15 protein-coding genes are annotated in these 14,956 nt (G+C 41.1%); 13 read left to right on the top strand and 2 right to left on the bottom strand.

What is annotated here, in order from left to right; genetic code table 11:
- The first annotated feature begins 77 nt into the window (after positions 1-77).
- Positions 78-620, top strand: a complete 543-nt coding sequence (locus tag GLP24_RS10015) for a chorismate--pyruvate lyase family protein (protein ID WP_101768158.1) — start codon at positions 78-80, stop codon at positions 618-620.
- Positions 614-1,474, top strand: coding sequence for a 4-hydroxybenzoate octaprenyltransferase (gene ubiA, locus GLP24_RS10010; RefSeq protein ID WP_232613073.1), 861 nt, complete (start codon positions 614-616; stop codon positions 1,472-1,474). The genes GLP24_RS10015 and ubiA overlap by 7 nt, the downstream gene beginning before the upstream one ends.
- A 74-nt stretch (positions 1,475-1,548) precedes the next feature.
- Here the strand turns inward: ubiA and plsB are convergent, their stop codons facing one another.
- Positions 1,549-3,987, bottom strand: a complete 2,439-nt coding sequence (gene plsB / locus GLP24_RS10005) for a glycerol-3-phosphate 1-O-acyltransferase PlsB (RefSeq protein WP_232615946.1) — start codon at positions 3,985-3,987, stop codon at positions 1,549-1,551.
- A gap of 350 nt (positions 3,988-4,337) precedes the next feature.
- Here plsB and lexA point away from each other — a divergent pair, with 350 nt between their 5' ends.
- The 5 genes from lexA (at position 4,338) to GLP24_RS09980 (ending at position 9,458) form a co-directional block, all read left to right on the top strand.
- Positions 4,338-4,958, top strand: a complete 621-nt coding sequence (gene lexA / locus GLP24_RS10000; protein ID WP_101768155.1) for a transcriptional repressor LexA — start codon at positions 4,338-4,340, stop codon at positions 4,956-4,958.
- A gap of 279 nt (positions 4,959-5,237) precedes the next feature.
- Positions 5,238-6,374 carry a cytochrome c oxidase subunit II gene (coxB, locus tag GLP24_RS09995; protein ID WP_232615945.1) on the top strand — a complete coding sequence of 379 codons (1,137 nt, stop codon included), beginning with the start codon at positions 5,238-5,240 and terminating at the stop codon, positions 6,372-6,374.
- Positions 6,375-6,392: 18 nt separating this feature from the next.
- The gene (gene ctaD, locus GLP24_RS09990; protein ID WP_232577388.1) at positions 6,393-7,982 is read left to right on the top strand and encodes a cytochrome c oxidase subunit I; all 1,590 of its coding nucleotides are present in this window, start codon (positions 6,393-6,395) and stop codon (positions 7,980-7,982) included.
- 11 nt (positions 7,983-7,993) lie between these two features.
- Positions 7,994-8,572, top strand: a complete 579-nt coding sequence (locus tag GLP24_RS09985) for a cytochrome c oxidase assembly protein (protein ID WP_232615944.1) — start codon at positions 7,994-7,996, stop codon at positions 8,570-8,572.
- On the top strand, positions 8,556-9,458 hold the full coding sequence (locus GLP24_RS09980; RefSeq protein ID WP_232615943.1) for a cytochrome c oxidase subunit 3: 903 nt from the start codon (positions 8,556-8,558) through the stop codon (positions 9,456-9,458). The genes GLP24_RS09985 and GLP24_RS09980 overlap by 17 nt, the downstream gene beginning before the upstream one ends.
- Positions 9,459-9,496: 38 nt before the next feature.
- On the opposite strand, the gene GLP24_RS09975 is transcribed toward GLP24_RS09980, so the two are convergent.
- Complete coding sequence (locus GLP24_RS09975; RefSeq protein ID WP_221943633.1) at positions 9,497-9,709, bottom strand: DUF2909 family protein; 213 nt, start codon at positions 9,707-9,709, stop codon at positions 9,497-9,499.
- A 75-nt stretch (positions 9,710-9,784) separates the two neighbouring features.
- On the opposite strand from GLP24_RS09975, the gene GLP24_RS09970 reads away from it, so the two are divergent.
- From GLP24_RS09970 to GLP24_RS09945, 6 genes are all read left to right on the top strand, one after another.
- Positions 9,785-10,465: an SURF1 family protein gene (locus GLP24_RS09970; protein WP_232615942.1), complete on the top strand. Its 681-nt coding sequence runs from the start codon at positions 9,785-9,787 to the stop codon at positions 10,463-10,465.
- Positions 10,462-10,995 carry a cytochrome oxidase gene (locus GLP24_RS09965; RefSeq protein WP_221943634.1) on the top strand — a complete coding sequence of 178 codons (534 nt, stop codon included), beginning with the start codon at positions 10,462-10,464 and terminating at the stop codon, positions 10,993-10,995. Before GLP24_RS09970 ends, GLP24_RS09965 begins: the two co-directional genes overlap by 4 nt.
- A gap of 29 nt (positions 10,996-11,024) precedes the next feature.
- A complete protein-coding gene (locus GLP24_RS09960; protein WP_232615941.1) occupies positions 11,025-12,056 on the top strand; it encodes a COX15/CtaA family protein in 1,032 nt (343 codons plus the stop codon).
- Between the two features lie 15 nt (positions 12,057-12,071).
- Positions 12,072-12,998 (top strand): heme o synthase, encoded by a 927-nt coding sequence (gene cyoE, locus GLP24_RS09955; protein WP_232577382.1) that lies wholly within the window; start codon positions 12,072-12,074, stop codon positions 12,996-12,998.
- 99 nt (positions 12,999-13,097) lie between these two features.
- Positions 13,098-14,435: an MATE family efflux transporter DinF gene (dinF, locus tag GLP24_RS09950; RefSeq protein ID WP_232583757.1), complete on the top strand. Its 1,338-nt coding sequence runs from the start codon at positions 13,098-13,100 to the stop codon at positions 14,433-14,435.
- 115 nt (positions 14,436-14,550) lie between these two features.
- Positions 14,551-14,934 carry a 3D domain-containing protein gene (locus tag GLP24_RS09945; RefSeq protein WP_101768145.1) on the top strand — a complete coding sequence of 128 codons (384 nt, stop codon included), beginning with the start codon at positions 14,551-14,553 and terminating at the stop codon, positions 14,932-14,934.
- Positions 14,935-14,956 lie beyond the last annotated feature (22 nt).

Below are 14,956 nucleotides of genomic sequence, written 5' to 3'. Positions count from 1 at the left end.
GATCAATATGGTAATAAATTAACTGCTTTCAACCAAGTGTTTTTGATCACGTCTTTGTTAATTTTGTAGTATAAAAAATGTCGGAATTCAAACAGTTGTACAGTCCATTGATTCAAAGTGCTAAATGGTACTCGGTACAATCATGGGCATTAGAACAAACATCACATGGAGCCTGGTTGCTAGAGTCTGAATCATTGTCACGTCGATTGGCACAATATTGTCAACATTTTACCGTGACAGTGTTAGCTCAGACAATGATTAGCAACAGTCATCTGTCAGTTATGGAACGGCAACTTGTAGGTGATAGTGATTGTTTAGAACGAGAAGTAATGCTTTATGGTGATCAACAACCATGGGTATTTGCGCGAACGTTGATCCCAATGACAACCTTAAGTGGTGAGGAACAAGACCTCGTCGATTTAGGTGATATTCCGTTAGGGTATCGTGTCTTTAATGATAAAAATTCACGCCGTGATGCTTTGGAAGTTGCCAATCTTGGTACTCAGCAACAGCCTCGATGGGCGCGACGTTCGCGATTATGGATCAATGAAAAGCCAATGCTGGTGGCGGAGTTATTCTTAATCGAATCGCCAGTATATGCTAAGGAAAAAGGATGTTAGAAATAACCAAGGCCAGAGCTTTTTGGCAGTTAGCCCGTTTTGATCGCCCAATTGGCAGTTTATTATTATTATGGCCAACCTTATGGGCGTTATTTTTGGCTGGAGATGGCTTTCCTAAATCAGATGTGTTGGTGGTGTTTGTGCTTGGGGTGGTGTTTATGCGTGCCGCTGGATGTGTGATTAATGATTTTGCAGATCGCAATGTTGATGGTCATGTAAAGCGGACTGCTAATAGACCAATGCCATTAGGAAAAGTCTCTGAACGCGAAGCGCTGGGGCTATTTATTTTATTGGTGTTAGTGTCGTTTTTATTAGTACTCACCATGAATAACCTGACTATTATGTTGTCAGTGGTAGCCGTAATATTGGCTGCATCTTATCCGTTTATGAAGCGCTATACCCATTTACCGCAGTTAGTCTTGGGCGCTGCTTTTGGTTGGTCAATTCCAATGGCCTATGCTGCCCAATCAGGTGGATTACCCACTGTGGCATGGTTGTTATTTGTTGCTAATATTTTATGGACGGTTGCTTACGATACGCTGTATGCAATGGTTGATCGTGATGATGATATCAAGGTTGGAATTAAATCTACCGCGATTCTTTTTGGTCGGTTTGATAAATTAATTATTGGAATATTGCAGCTAGCAACAATCATGTTACTGATTGCTATCGGTGGTATTTTACAATTAAATCAAGGTTATTATTGGGCGCTATTATTAGCATCAGCTTTGTTTGTTTACCAACAAATGCTGATTCAAGGCCGTCAACGTGAGCAATGTTTTAAAGCATTTTTAAATAATAATTACGTTGGAATGGTGATATTTATCGGTATTAGCTTAAGTGTATTATGGTAATAAGTGGTAATGGGTAGTCATTAATCTTGAAGCATAAAAAAAGCGCCGTTAGGCGCTTTTTTTGTGGCGAACCATTAGTCGTTTATCCGTTCTTCATCTGGCTGCATAACGGCTTGAATGGTTAATTTTACTTCAGGTGAAACTAATGACGTTAATAAATCAGCAAGTTTTTCAACCGGTTGAGTAACAGCATGGCACTCCTTATTGAGATAGCCTTCATTACGTAATGTTTTCACTAGCGTACTAAACACCCCTTTATCGAAAAATTCGGGCGCATTGATACCATGTAAACGACTTAAACGTTGAGCAAGTACTTGGCTCTGTTGTTCTAAATCGGTTTTAGGTAATTGCGGTTCAGCATTAAGTAGTGTCAACGCAATTGCGTAACGTTGTAAGGTTTCAGTAATAGTGCGAGCTAGGAGCTGTAATGGACCAATGCGTGTATTATTAATCGCAATAGTGTCACCATCAAGTAGCAACAATCGCTGACGTACTAATTCTGCAATTAAACGATCAATTTCTAGTGGTAACTGTTCGGCATCAAAGCGTAAAAATAATTCAGCTTTTAAGAACGGATACAATAACTCAACTTTTTGATGGATCTCAGCACGATTTAGGCTTTGCTGTTGGATCACAATATGGGCAATTAATGATGGTAGCGCAAACAAGTGAATAATGTTATTGCGGTAATAAGTCATCAAGATTGATTGTTCACGATCAAGCGAGATGATTTCACCTAATACGTCACGCTCGACCAAGAACTTGTCCATGGTAATTGCATGATCGACCAATTGAGTAGCATTGTCTTTTGGTGTGGTGCAATGTTTTGAATATGGTGCATTACGCAGTAGTTCAAGGTAACACTCAATTTGTTGTTCTAATGAACTGCGACTTAATGCCCGTTGACGTGATGACAATAGTGCCAGCGCACATAATGTTAGTGCATTAGTCGCTGCGGCATCATTAATATGGGTCATCATCTTAACCGCTAAATCATTCACGACCGGAGAGAGCCAGCTTGGACGTTGGGGTTCTATCGGGTTGATGTCTTGGTGCCAGTCAGGCACGTTATCATTTAAATATTGATTAAGTGATAACGGCTCACCAAAGTTGACATAGCCTTTACCAAAATTACGTAATTTACGTAGGGTACGCAGTACTTGGCCAACATTTTCTTTTTCTTTACGTTTGCCTTGTAGCTCTTTGGCATACGTACCCACTTCCATTACGTGCTCATAACCAATATAAACGGGTACCAAGGTTACAGGACGATTTAAGCCACGTAACATTGCTTGGATGGTCATTGATAGCATGCCCGTTTTGGCAGGAAGTAAGCGTCCTGTACGAGAACGGCCGCCTTCACTGAAATATTCAACCGAATAACCTTTAGCAAACAACTGTGCTAGATATTCGCGGAAAACTGTTGAATAAAGACGATCGCCTTTAAAGCTACGACGAATAAAGAATGCACCGCCACGGCGGAAGATAGGGCCGGCAGGGAAGAAATTAAGATTAATACCGGCGGCAATATGCGGTGGTACTAAACCTTCTTGGTACAGAACATAAGACAGTAACAAATAGTCCATATGACTGCGGTGACAAGGAACATAGACAATTTCATGCCCATCTTGCGCTAATCGACGAATACGCTGCGCATTGGTGATATTGAGGCCTTGGTAAAGTTTATTCCATAACCAGCCTAAGAAACGCTCACCATTTTTAATTAATGGATAAGAGAAATCTGCTGCAATTTCTTCCATCATTGCAATCGCTTCACGACGCACTTTTTCAACGGGAACTTGACGGCTTAATGCTTCTTCTTGTACGACTTTATCAATCGCTTTCGATGCTAATAAACGTTTAAAAAGTTGTTTACGATCCGGCAGACGAGGACCTGAGGTTGCTAGTAATTGGCGCGAAAAGTGAATTTTTGCTACTCGTGCTAATTTTTGTGCAATGGCATCATCAGTACCGTGATTATCTGCCATATAACGTAAAGATACTGGTGTACTTAGACGGACTAAACAATCGCGACCATGACCCACAATCGCCCAGGTTTTTTTAGGGCCATTAAGAGGACGTAGAATAGGTTTGTTTTTTGATTCTTTACCCGGCGCGCGACCCCATAAAATAGAGGCTGGAATTAATTGGATATTTAATTCACTGTCTTGTTTATGTAATTCCAATAAGTCACTAAAAAGCGTGATTGAGTCTTGTGGTAAACCAGTTTTATTACCAAATACACTTGGATTTTCAGCAACACAAACAAAGCGAGGAAAGGATTGGCCATTAATTTCTAATAGCGATAATGGATCTGGTAAGCCTGATGCGAGTGCACTGCTACGTAGAGTTAATAGATCAGTATTAGAACGGTACGGCAATATATAGACGATTGGGCGTGCTAAATCGAGTTCTAAGTCAGCAACTGGATCAGATGGGATCGAATGAGGTTTTACCAATATAGAAAGTGGCAATTTTAATAATTGTTGATAGATTTTTTGCCCGCTTGACATAGATATAATTAGCCTCTGAATCTAAATACGCCGCACAACAGCAGAAAAATGCCGCTTTCATGCAAGAGATATGCGGTAAATAAAGCTTAAAATACCACTTTTTTGACTAAGTCATGGTTTATTTTTATAACAACTTTTGGATTGAAAATCGATCTGGCATGACCAGTTAATGAAAGATGATTGATTCTGTTAGAATTATTGCTGTAAATAATAGTTTTATATTTTTTTTAGCCAAGTTACTGAATGGCTTTGAATTCCTACTCAAATTGCTGTTTTCGTAAACAATTGGCTTTTATTGTCTCTGAACACTGGATATACTCACAGCAACTGTATAAAAAGACAGGTGACTCATGAAGCCGTTAACGCCGCGACAACAACAAGTCTTTGATTTAATCAAAACAAAAATCGATGACTTTGGAATGCCACCGACACGAGCTGAAATTGCTCGCGAACTTGGCTTCCGCTCTGCTAATGCAGCAGAAGAACATTTAAAAGCTTTAGCCCGTAAAGGTGTATTAGAAATTATTCCTGGTGCATCACGAGGGATCCGTTTATTAATTGCGGACGATGCAGCAGATGAAAAAGGGTTACCTTTAATTGGCCGAGTAGCTGCTGGTGAGCCAATTTTGGCGCAAGAGCATGTTGAAGCTCATTATGAGGTGGATCCAAGCTTATTTAAACCTCGCGCGGATTTCTTATTACGCGTCAATGGTATGAGTATGAAGAATATTGGTATTATGGATGGTGATTTACTTGCTGTGCATAAAACCCAAGATGTACATAATGGCCAAGTGGTTGTTGCTCGAGTTGATGATGAAGTGACCGTTAAGCGACTTGATAAACAAGGTGCTAAAGTATTGCTTCATGCTGAAAATGAAGAGTTTTCACCCATTGAAGTTAATTTAGAACATCAAAGCCTGACCATTGAAGGTATTGCTGTTGGCGTGATTCGTACCGCTGACTGGATGTAAAGATCCGCTAACGACAGATTGAGTAAACACCAAATAGCGTAGCGCATAAGCTGCGCTTTTTTTTGTCTTTAAAATGGTGAGTAATTATTTTCTTCCTTATATCATTAGCTTATCTAGTAGTTTGTTAGTAATTTTTTATGAGTATTTTTTTGCGCTATTACTGTTTAGTGCCTAAGTTAAACATAGAGGAATGTTATTTTAGCTTTGCTGCGGGTGGATCAATTTGTCGCTGCATGTGCTGTGTAAGGCGAGATGTTGCCGACAAAGGAGGTCAGAACGATGATACGTAAACTGATCGGTAGTTGTGGATTAATCATATTTTCATCCCCATTGTTGAGTGAAACAATGCAACTCAATATGACGCGGGGCGTTACTGCAATAAGCCAAGATGTGTTTGGCTTACATATGACGATTCTTTATATCTGCATCGCTATCGGTGTGGTGGTGTTTGGGGCCATGTTTTGGTCTATTTTCCATCATCGAAAATCTAAAGGTGCTGTTGCTGCCTCTTTTCATGAAAGTACCAAAGTCGAAATTATTTGGACACTGATCCCCTTTATTATCTTAATTGCGATGGCTATTCCGGCCACAAAAACCCTACTTGCAATGGAAGACCCTTCAAAATCAGATCTCACTATTCAAGTGACAGGTTCGCAATGGAAATGGCATTACCGCTATTTTGATCAAGATGTTGAATTTTATTCACACCTAGCGACCAGTGCTGCTCAAATTGATAACCAACAACCTAAACGAGCCAATTATTTATTAGAAGTCGATTACCCATTAGTGGTGCCGATTAACAAAAAAATCCGCTTTTTAATTACCTCACAAGACGTTATCCATTCTTGGTGGGTACCTGCTTTTGCCGTTAAAAAAGATGCTAATCCTGGCTTTATTAATGAAGCATGGACACGTATTGATAAGCCGGGTATTTATCGCGGCCAGTGTGCAGAGTTGTGTGGTAAAAATCATGGCTTTATGCCGATTGTGGTCATTGCAAAAACACAAGTTGAGTACGATCAATGGTTGCAACAAACCCAAGCCAGTCAGCGTCAAGCGAGTGAGCAAGAACAACAATTATTAGACATGACCATGCCAATGGATGAACTAATGACACTTGGTGAAAAAACCTATAACAACCGCTGTGCAATGTGTCATCAAGCTAATGGTAAAGGGATTCCGGGGGCTTTTCCTGCGTTAGCGGCTGAAGGCATTTCGATTAATCCGCAACGTCGAATTGAACATATCAAGATTGTGGTACATGGCAGTACCGGAACCGCGATGCAAGCTTTTGGTCCGCAATTAAGTCTTAAAGAGTTAGCGGCCGTGATTACTTATGAGCGTAATGCTTGGGGTAATAATACTGGAGAAACCGTACAAGCGGCTGATATTCAGGCAATTAAAAACGGACAGTAGTTATAAGGAATTATCAGCATGACGGATATATTGCATCAACAACCCACTATTGATCACCATGAGCATCATCCACCGAAAGGGATTAAGCGATGGCTATTTACCACTAATCATAAAGATATTGGTACGCTTTATTTGTTATTTAGCTTATCGATGTTTTTTATTGGTGGTGCGATGGCAATGGTAATTCGTGCTGAGTTATTTCAGCCAGGGTTACAATTGGTTGAACCTAATTTTTTTAATCAAATGACCACTGTTCATGGTTTGATTATGGTCTTTGGTGCGGTAATGCCAGCCTTTACCGGTTTAGCTAATTGGATGATTCCGTTAATGATTGGTGCGCCAGACATGGCACTACCACGAATGAATAATTGGAGTTTTTGGATCCTACCATTTGCTTTTAGTCTGTTGTTGTCGACGCTATTTATGGAAGGGGGCGGGCCTAATTTTGGTTGGACATTTTATGCGCCATTATCGACGACTTATAGCCCGGCCAGTACTGGATTATTTGTTTTTGCGATTCATATTATGGGCATCAGTTCGATCATGGGGGCGATTAATGTGGTGGTGACCATTATCAATATGCGCGCTCCCGGTATGACTTATATGAAGATGCCGTTATTTGTGTGGACATGGTTAATCACCGCTTTTTTATTGATAGCGGTAATGCCAGTGTTAGCCGGTGCGGTAACCATGGTCTTAACCGATAAATACTTCGGTACCAGTTTTTTTGATGCCGCTGGTGGTGGTGATCCCGTCATGTTCCAGCACATATTTTGGTTTTTTGGTCACCCTGAAGTTTATATTATGATTTTGCCAAGTTTCGGTATTATTTCGGCAATTATCCCTGCATTTTCGCGTAAAAAACTCTTTGGTTATAGTTCAATGGTGTATGCCACCGCTTCGATTGCTGGATTGAGTTTTCTGGTATGGGCGCACCATATGTTTACTACTGGCATGCCTGTCGCGGCCGAGCTGTTTTTCATGTATTGCACCATGCTGATTTCGGTGCCGACAGGGGTGAAAGTGTTTAACTGGGTGGCAACCATGTGGCGTGGATCGCTGACGTTTGAAGTGCCGATGCTATTTGCGATTGCGTTTATTGTGTTGTTTACCATCGGTGGTTTTTCTGGACTGATGTTGGCGATCACGCCAGCTGATTTTCAATATCATGATACCTATTTTGTGGTGGCACATTTTCATTATGTGTTGGTGTCTGGCGCGATCTTTTCGATTATGGCGGCCGCTTATTATTGGTTACCAAAATGGACTGGGTATATGTTCAATGAACGTTTAGCGCAGTGGCATTTTTGGTGTTCATTAATTTCAGTCAATATTTTATTTTTCCCAATGCACTTTCTCGGATTAGCGGGGATGCCGCGTCGAATTCCTGATTATGCGTTGCAGTTTGCTGATATCAATGCGGTGGTCAGCATCGGTGGGTTTTTATTTGGTTTATCACAATTGTTATTTGTCGCGGTAGTGGTGAAGTGTATTCGAGGCGGAGAAAAAGCGGCATCAAAGCCGTGGGAAGGGGCGGAAGGGCTCGAATGGACGGTGCCTTCTCCCGCGCCATATCATACCTTTTCAACGCCACCCAAGATTGATTAACGGAGGCTGATATGGAACCGCAATCAAAACGCTCCGTGATTGCCTTGGTATTTGCAGCAATAGCTATGTTTGGATTTGCGTTTGCGCTAGTGCCGTTATATGACGTTTTCTGTGACATTACGGGGATTAATGGCAAAACAGCGACCACACCAACAAAGGCTAGCGACAATATTGATCGCAGTCGAACCGTGACGGTTGAATTTGTTGCTTATATAAACCCGAATGTGAAGTGGCAATTTACGCCACAGGTGACTCAAGTAGATGTTCACCCAGGGGAGACGACAATCATTAAATATGATGCTAAAAATCTTAATTCACAGGCTTCAATTGGACAAGCTGTACCTTCAGTATCACCAGGAATTGCGGCAAAATATTTTAATAAAATTGAATGTTTTTGTTTTAACCATCAGCCATTAGCGGCAGGAGAACAAGCTGAGTTGCCGTTGGTGTTTTATGTCGATTCTGATTTACCGCGTGATATTAAGATACTGACATTAGCCTATACGCTTTATGACGTAACCCCTGATGTGCAACCCATTACTCAATCCAATGAGCAAGAGAATGAGGTGAAAGATGTCGAACTCTTATGATGATCCTAAGCAATCAACGGCAGCCAGTTCTGATGAATATTATGTTCCTGCGGCTAGCGGTTGGCCTATTTTAGGTGCGGTGGCATTATTTTTAATTGCCTTAGGTGCAGGTGCGACAGTCGGTGATTTACTGGCAGGCCAAGGACCATGGGTTTTATTAACTGGGGTTGGGTTAATTTTACTGATGCTAACGGGTTGGTTTCGTGATGTGATCACTGAATCGATGGGCGGCTTATATAGCACTCAAATGGATCGGTCATTTCGACAGGGCATGAGTTGGTTTATTTTTTCTGAAGTGATGTTCTTTGGGGCATTTTTTGGGGCGCTATTTTATATTCGAATGATTGCGGTGCCATGGCTAGGTGGTGCCAGTAATAATGCAATGACCAACGTTGTATTATGGCCTGATTTTATCGCAGATTGGCCGCTTGTTGTTACTCCTGATGGCACTGAAACTCAAGCTATGGGGCCGATCGGATTGCCGTTATATAACACTATTATTCTGCTTACCTCATCAATAACCCTGCATATTGCCCATCTTGCGTTAGAAAATAATCAACGGCGTCGATTAAGCCTGTTTTTATTGGTCACCGTATTACTTGGTGGGGTGTTTGTTTACCTACAAGCCGTGGAATATATCCATGCTTATCATGAGTTGAATCTACGTTTAGAAAGTGGTGTCTACGGCAATACCTTCTTTATGTTAACTGGATTTCACGGTGTGCATGTCACCTTAGGTGCGATTGTATTATTCATTGTCTGGTGTCGAGTGTTAAAAGGTCATTTTACCCCTCAACACCATTTTGCTTTTCAGGCTGGGGCTTGGTATTGGCATTTTGTTGATGTGGTGTGGTTATGCTTGTTTGTGTTTGTTTATATTTTATAAGCGGTTAATGATCAAATAAATATTAATCGCTCAATAAGTTAGAGCGTGTAGGGGCTTGGATTCGGTTGAATAATACCAGTCAGTAAAGCAATAACCACCAGTCCAAATAGTATCACTGCAATCAGTAATCGATGCCCAAGATAATGCGATAACGGGCGTGATGATTGGCCTTTAATGATGGATGGTAACGCACGGAACAAGTGAATCACCATTAAGAGTAACAATACGATAAATAACATTTTTATTAGCATGTTAGTTGCTCCTTTGTGGTTATTTAAGCATAGCGGGTTTTCACTATTAGTAATAAAAAGGGGGGGGGTGTAATAATGCGAACTATCGCTTTTATTCTTTTTTCTATTGCGGTGGTGAGTTTGTTACTCAAACTTAGCTGGTGGCAACTGAGTCGTGCTGATGAAAAAAAACAGCTGCAATCACAAATTCAAGATCGGCAACAAATGAGGGTTGTTGATTTAGCACAACTCCCTGTTGAACCCTTATGGCATAGCATTACCCTTGAAGGGGAATTTGATAATCAACATCCAATATTGTTAGATAATCAACTGTTTCGTGGTCGACCGGGTTATCACCTTTATTTACCTTTCATTAGTCAACAGCAACAAGTGTTAGTCAATGTCGGTTGGATTGCGGCACCACTATACCGTGAAATATTACCGAAATTACCGCAACTTAATGGGCGAAAGGTGATTAGTGGTGTGATAGCTCCCGCTCAGCAATTATTACAGTTTAAACCCGATAACACCGATGAGCAGTGGCCTTTACGGGTACAAAATATTGAATTAGATAGGCTCGCTCTGCAATTACAACAACCACTGTTGCCGTGGGTTATTCAAATATCAGCCTCAAGTCCGATAGCGTTAACTCAAACATGGCAACCTGTCGTGATGGGCCCTAAGAAACATTATGGTTATGCGATACAGTGGTTTTTATTAGCGACTGCGGTGGTTGTTATCTCTTTATTATGGCTACGCAAGGAGCGCGAAGTATGAATAAATATCACTTATTGTTAATGGTTGCAGTTGTGTTTGCATTACCGATTATTATTGCGAAATTGATATTGCAGCAGCAATGGTATCAAGGCGGGGTGACTAACCGAGGTCAACTTTTACAGCCTGCAATAACAGTGACTGCATTTTCAAAGCCACAAACATGGCAATTAATTTATTGGTTGCCGCCAACGTGTGATGAGCGTTGCCAAGGGGCTTTATTTAATTTACGCCAAGTACCACAAGCTGCGGGTGCTGATAGTGTGCGGTTACAAAGTGTTGTCCTTGTTGCGGATCAACCGACCTCCTCAAACGCATTATTACAAGGGTTAGAACTGCGCCAAGTGAGTGGGTTATTACGTCAACAGTTAATCCAATTAGAATATGGTTTAACCTCGATTTATATTGCAGACCCTCACGGTAATATGCTGATGGCTTACCCCTTAGTTGTTGGCGAAAAGGCCATTTTAATGCAAGGTAAAGATGTGTTACGTGATTTAAAAAGGTTATTAAAAGTCTCAAAAATTGGCTAAGTCATTGCTGTTATTATGGAGGATAACAAATGATTCTCACCAACAAGAATGATCGATACTTCTTTTATTTAGTCAGTTTTAGTTTTGTGTTATCGCTAGCCGTGGTGGCATTAGGTGCTTTTACTCGATTGACTGAAGCCGGGCTTGGCTGTCCTGATTGGCCGGGTTGCTACGGTTTTTTAACTGTACCTCAAACGGCACTTGAACAACAAACTGCCACTAAATTTTTCCCTCAAACGCCACTTGAGCCTCAAAAAGCATGGAATGAAATGCTGCATCGTTATATTGCAGGCACGTTAGGTATCTTCATTTTAGCGATCAATATTATGGCGTGGCGACAACTATCACGACCAAAACTATTACCATTATTGCTACTCATCACCGTGATTATTCAAGCACTATTAGGTATGTGGACGGTGACATTAGTGCTTATGCCGGTGGTAGTGATGGCGCATTTATTAGGGGGCTTTACCATTGTGAGCTTGCTGTGGTTATTACGGTTACAGCTTCATATTGGACCTGTAAGCATGACTCAGATTGGAATAAAACCATTATATCGGCTGCGAATAGCGGCAATTGTTAGTGTTATTGTGGTTATCTCCCAAGTTGCATTAGGGGGTTGGACGGCGGCTAATTATGCTGCTTTGGTGTGTACTCAATTACCTATTTGTGAAGCTAATTGGCAACAGTTATTTGATAGTAAAGCCTTTTTATTAGTACCGCCGCAACATGATAGTTATCAATATGGGGTGCTTGATTATGGGCAGCGAGTGTCAATTCATGTTGTGCATCGTATAGGTGCGATGGTAACGACCGTTGTCGTATTAGCTATGGCATGGTTATGTTGGTTACAGCCGATATTACGACGTTATAGCTGGGGGTTAGTATTATTGCTGACGCTGCAAGTTGCATTAGGGGTGACTAATGTTGTTGCAAGTTTACCTCTTGCTGTAGCCGTAGCACATAACGTCACAGGTCTAGGATTATTAGTGATGATGGTCACTGTTAGCTATCGTGTTGGTGCTGGCTATCGACAATCACAGCAATATCGCCGCTATTGAAGGAGGATAAATGACATGGATAAATCACAATGGCTTGATCGTTTAAGTACTTCAACCGTCACGACTGCAGTGTGGCGAGATTATCTCACAATGACAAAGCCCAAAGTGGTAGCGATGTTATTGCTTACCGCTTTAGTGGGAATGTGTCTTGCTGTGCCAACCGTACCAACTATTTATGTTGTGGTACTCGGACTCGCTGGTATTGGTTTGCAATCAGCAGCCGCCGCTGTTTTTAACCATATATTAGATCGTCATTTTGATGCTCAGATGACACGTACTTATCATCGGCCGTTAGCTAAAGGGCGCATAGCGACCTCCAAAGCAGTGTTGTTTGCATGTGTATTAATGGTGTCAGGATTTATTTTATTGTGGCAGCTTAATCCATTAACAGCATGGCTGACGATGGCAAGTTTAGTTGGTTATGCGGTGGTTTATACGGTATGGCTAAAACATGCAACACCGCAAAATATTGTGATTGGCGGCTTAGCTGGAGCAGCTCCACCTTTATTAGGATGGACAGCCGTGACGGGAAGTTTGAATCCTTATGCGCTGCTATTAGTGATGCTAGTGTTTGCATGGACGCCACCACACTTTTGGGCTTTAGCGATTCATCGGCGTGATGATTACGCTAAAGCGGGCATTCCAATGCTGCCAGTGACGCATGGTATTGAATACACTAAAACCATGGTGTTGTTTTATACCTTATTGTTGTTTGCGGTGGGGTTGTTACCGTGGCTAACAGGTATGAGTGGTGGAATTTATTTAATTGGCAGTAGCATGTTAAACCTCGGTTTTATTGGTTATGCCATTAAGCTGAAATTTTTTGATACGGAAGGGCATGCATGGGCAACATTTAAGTATTCTATTTGGCATTTATTAACCTTATTTGTGGTGCTGTTAGTTGATCATTGGTGGCTTTCGTGGACATTAGTACATTCCTAATGGGATCAACTGATATTTTAGTATCAAAATCAGACTGTTGTCATTCTCTTCAAATAGGTACACTAACCTCTTAGTTTATACCTTGAGTAAGGGACGAGTGTGCTGGCTGTATTAAAAGATAAAGCATTACATTACCAAGTTTTTGCGTTAGCACTGCCAATGGTGTTATCTAATATTACCGTACCCTTACTGGGCTTGGTTGACGCTGCTGTTATTGGTCATCTTGATAAATCATGGTATTTAGGTGGTGTGGCTGTTGGCGGCACCATGATTAATGTGACCTTTTGGCTGCTTGGTTTTTTACGGATGGCGACCACGGGCATTACTGCACAAGCGCAAGGTAGTGCTAACAAAGATGCACAAGCGGTAATTTTTGTCCAAGGTATGGCACTTGCTTGGTTATTTGGCGTGGTGTTAGTGGCATTGCACCAGCCAGTGAGCCAAGTTATTTTTCATTTTAGTAGCGCAGGCAGTGAAGTAAAACTGTATGCCGCACAATATTTTTCAATTCGTATTTGGGGTGCTCCCGCCGCTTTAGCTAATTTTGTGATCATGGGTTGGCTGCTTGGAATGCAGAATGCCAAATTACCAATGTGGTTATTAATTGTAACGAACGTCGTCAATATAACGCTAGATCTAATATTTGTGCTTGATTTTGGATGGAAAGTACAAGGTGCGGCAGCTGCGTCTGTCATTGCCGATTATAGTGGCATGATATTAGGATTATGGTTTGTTGCTCAACAATGGTTACGGTTAGGTTTACCACCATTAAAACAAAAGTTGGCCAGTGTGCGTCATGGTATGGGACGGTTACTGAAGCTTAATCGCGATATCTTTTTACGCAGTTTATGTTTACAAGCCACCTTTGTTTTTATGACCTTTCAAGGGGCACACTTAGGCGATAATGTGGTGGCAGCGAATGCGGTATTAATGAGTTTCTTAATGTTGGTCTCTTACGCAATGGATGGTTTTGCTTATGCGATGGAAGCGTTAGTGGGCAAAGCTGTTGGTGCAGGAAATAAGGGTCAACTTGAGCGCTATTTAGTTGGGACGACATTTTGGAGTTTATTGATATCATTAGTATTAACCGTTATTTTTGTACTCTTTGGTACACAAATTATTGGTATTGTTTCTGATATTCCAGCAGTACAGCAGCAAGCCGACCAGTATTTACCATGGTTAACAGCAGTGCCTTTAGTGGCGATGTGGTGTTTTTTATTAGATGGGGTCTTTATTGGTGCTACTCGTGGCAAAGATATGCGTAATAGTATGTTCTTAGCAACGTGTGGATTTTTTGCTATTTGGTGGTCAATGAGTAGTTATGGAAATCATGCATTGTGGGCGGCAATGATCGGTTTTATGGCATTGCGAGGGCTGATATTAGCGGTGATCTTCATTTCTTTATGGCGAAAAAATATATTTTTACCGCATACTTAATAAACAACCACTTATCATTACAGTGAACAGTATTGATGATTTTTTGTACAAAAAAGGCTTCCAATCATGATTGTGATTTGCTTAAATGCGTTCACTTCTTATCCAGGTGGTGCGAATGACAACTAAGATTATAGGTTATTTATTACTGGTGCTGAGTTTAACCTTCAGTGTTCATAGTTATGCTAGTAGCTTTAAAAAATTGAATGTTACAGCAACAGCATATAATTCAGTATCAACTCAAACAGATTCCAGCCCTAGCATAGCGGCTTGGGGCGATCGTTTAAAACCCGGCATGAAAGCCATCGCTGTTTCCCGTGATTTACTAAAAATGGGTTTAAAGCGTGGTTCTAAAGTGAAAATTTCAGGCTTACCCGGTGAGTACGTGGTGCTAGATAAAATGCATCACCGTTGGAGTCGTAAAATTGATATCTATATGGGTAAAAATGTTAGGGCTGCAAAAAATTGGGGAAAACGGCGGGTAACTATTACTGTCCTCTGATCATAATGAATACTAATAAAAA

The sequence above is a fragment of the Photobacterium carnosum genome, from assembly GCF_021236965.1.
Taxonomy (GTDB): Bacteria; Pseudomonadota; Gammaproteobacteria; order Enterobacterales; family Vibrionaceae; genus Photobacterium; species Photobacterium carnosum.
The sequence above is the reverse complement of the archived record's forward strand: the minus strand, read 5'-3'. Positions and strand labels throughout refer to the sequence as shown.

Excerpts from the sequence above, each read along its gene's own strand:
- GLP24_RS10015 (WP_101768158.1), top strand. The coding sequence starts at position 78 with ATGTCGGAATTCAAACAGTTGTACAGTCCATTGATTCAAAGTGCTAAA.
- ubiA (WP_232613073.1), top strand. The coding sequence starts at position 614 with ATGTTAGAAATAACCAAGGCCAGAGCTTTTTGGCAGTTAGCCCGTTTT.
- plsB (WP_232615946.1), bottom strand. The coding sequence starts at position 3,987 with ATGTCAAGCGGGCAAAAAATCTATCAACAATTATTAAAATTGCCACTT.
- lexA (WP_101768155.1), top strand. The coding sequence starts at position 4,338 with ATGAAGCCGTTAACGCCGCGACAACAACAAGTCTTTGATTTAATCAAA.
- coxB (WP_232615945.1), top strand. The coding sequence starts at position 5,238 with ATGATACGTAAACTGATCGGTAGTTGTGGATTAATCATATTTTCATCC.
- ctaD (WP_232577388.1), top strand. The coding sequence starts at position 6,393 with ATGACGGATATATTGCATCAACAACCCACTATTGATCACCATGAGCAT.
- GLP24_RS09985 (WP_232615944.1), top strand. The coding sequence starts at position 7,994 with ATGGAACCGCAATCAAAACGCTCCGTGATTGCCTTGGTATTTGCAGCA.
- GLP24_RS09980 (WP_232615943.1), top strand. The coding sequence starts at position 8,556 with ATGTCGAACTCTTATGATGATCCTAAGCAATCAACGGCAGCCAGTTCT.
- GLP24_RS09975 (WP_221943633.1), bottom strand. The coding sequence starts at position 9,709 with ATGCTAATAAAAATGTTATTTATCGTATTGTTACTCTTAATGGTGATT.
- GLP24_RS09970 (WP_232615942.1), top strand. The coding sequence starts at position 9,785 with ATGCGAACTATCGCTTTTATTCTTTTTTCTATTGCGGTGGTGAGTTTG.
- GLP24_RS09965 (WP_221943634.1), top strand. The coding sequence starts at position 10,462 with ATGAATAAATATCACTTATTGTTAATGGTTGCAGTTGTGTTTGCATTA.
- GLP24_RS09960 (WP_232615941.1), top strand. The coding sequence starts at position 11,025 with ATGATTCTCACCAACAAGAATGATCGATACTTCTTTTATTTAGTCAGT.
- cyoE (WP_232577382.1), top strand. The coding sequence starts at position 12,072 with ATGGATAAATCACAATGGCTTGATCGTTTAAGTACTTCAACCGTCACG.
- GLP24_RS09945 (WP_101768145.1), top strand. The coding sequence starts at position 14,551 with ATGACAACTAAGATTATAGGTTATTTATTACTGGTGCTGAGTTTAACC.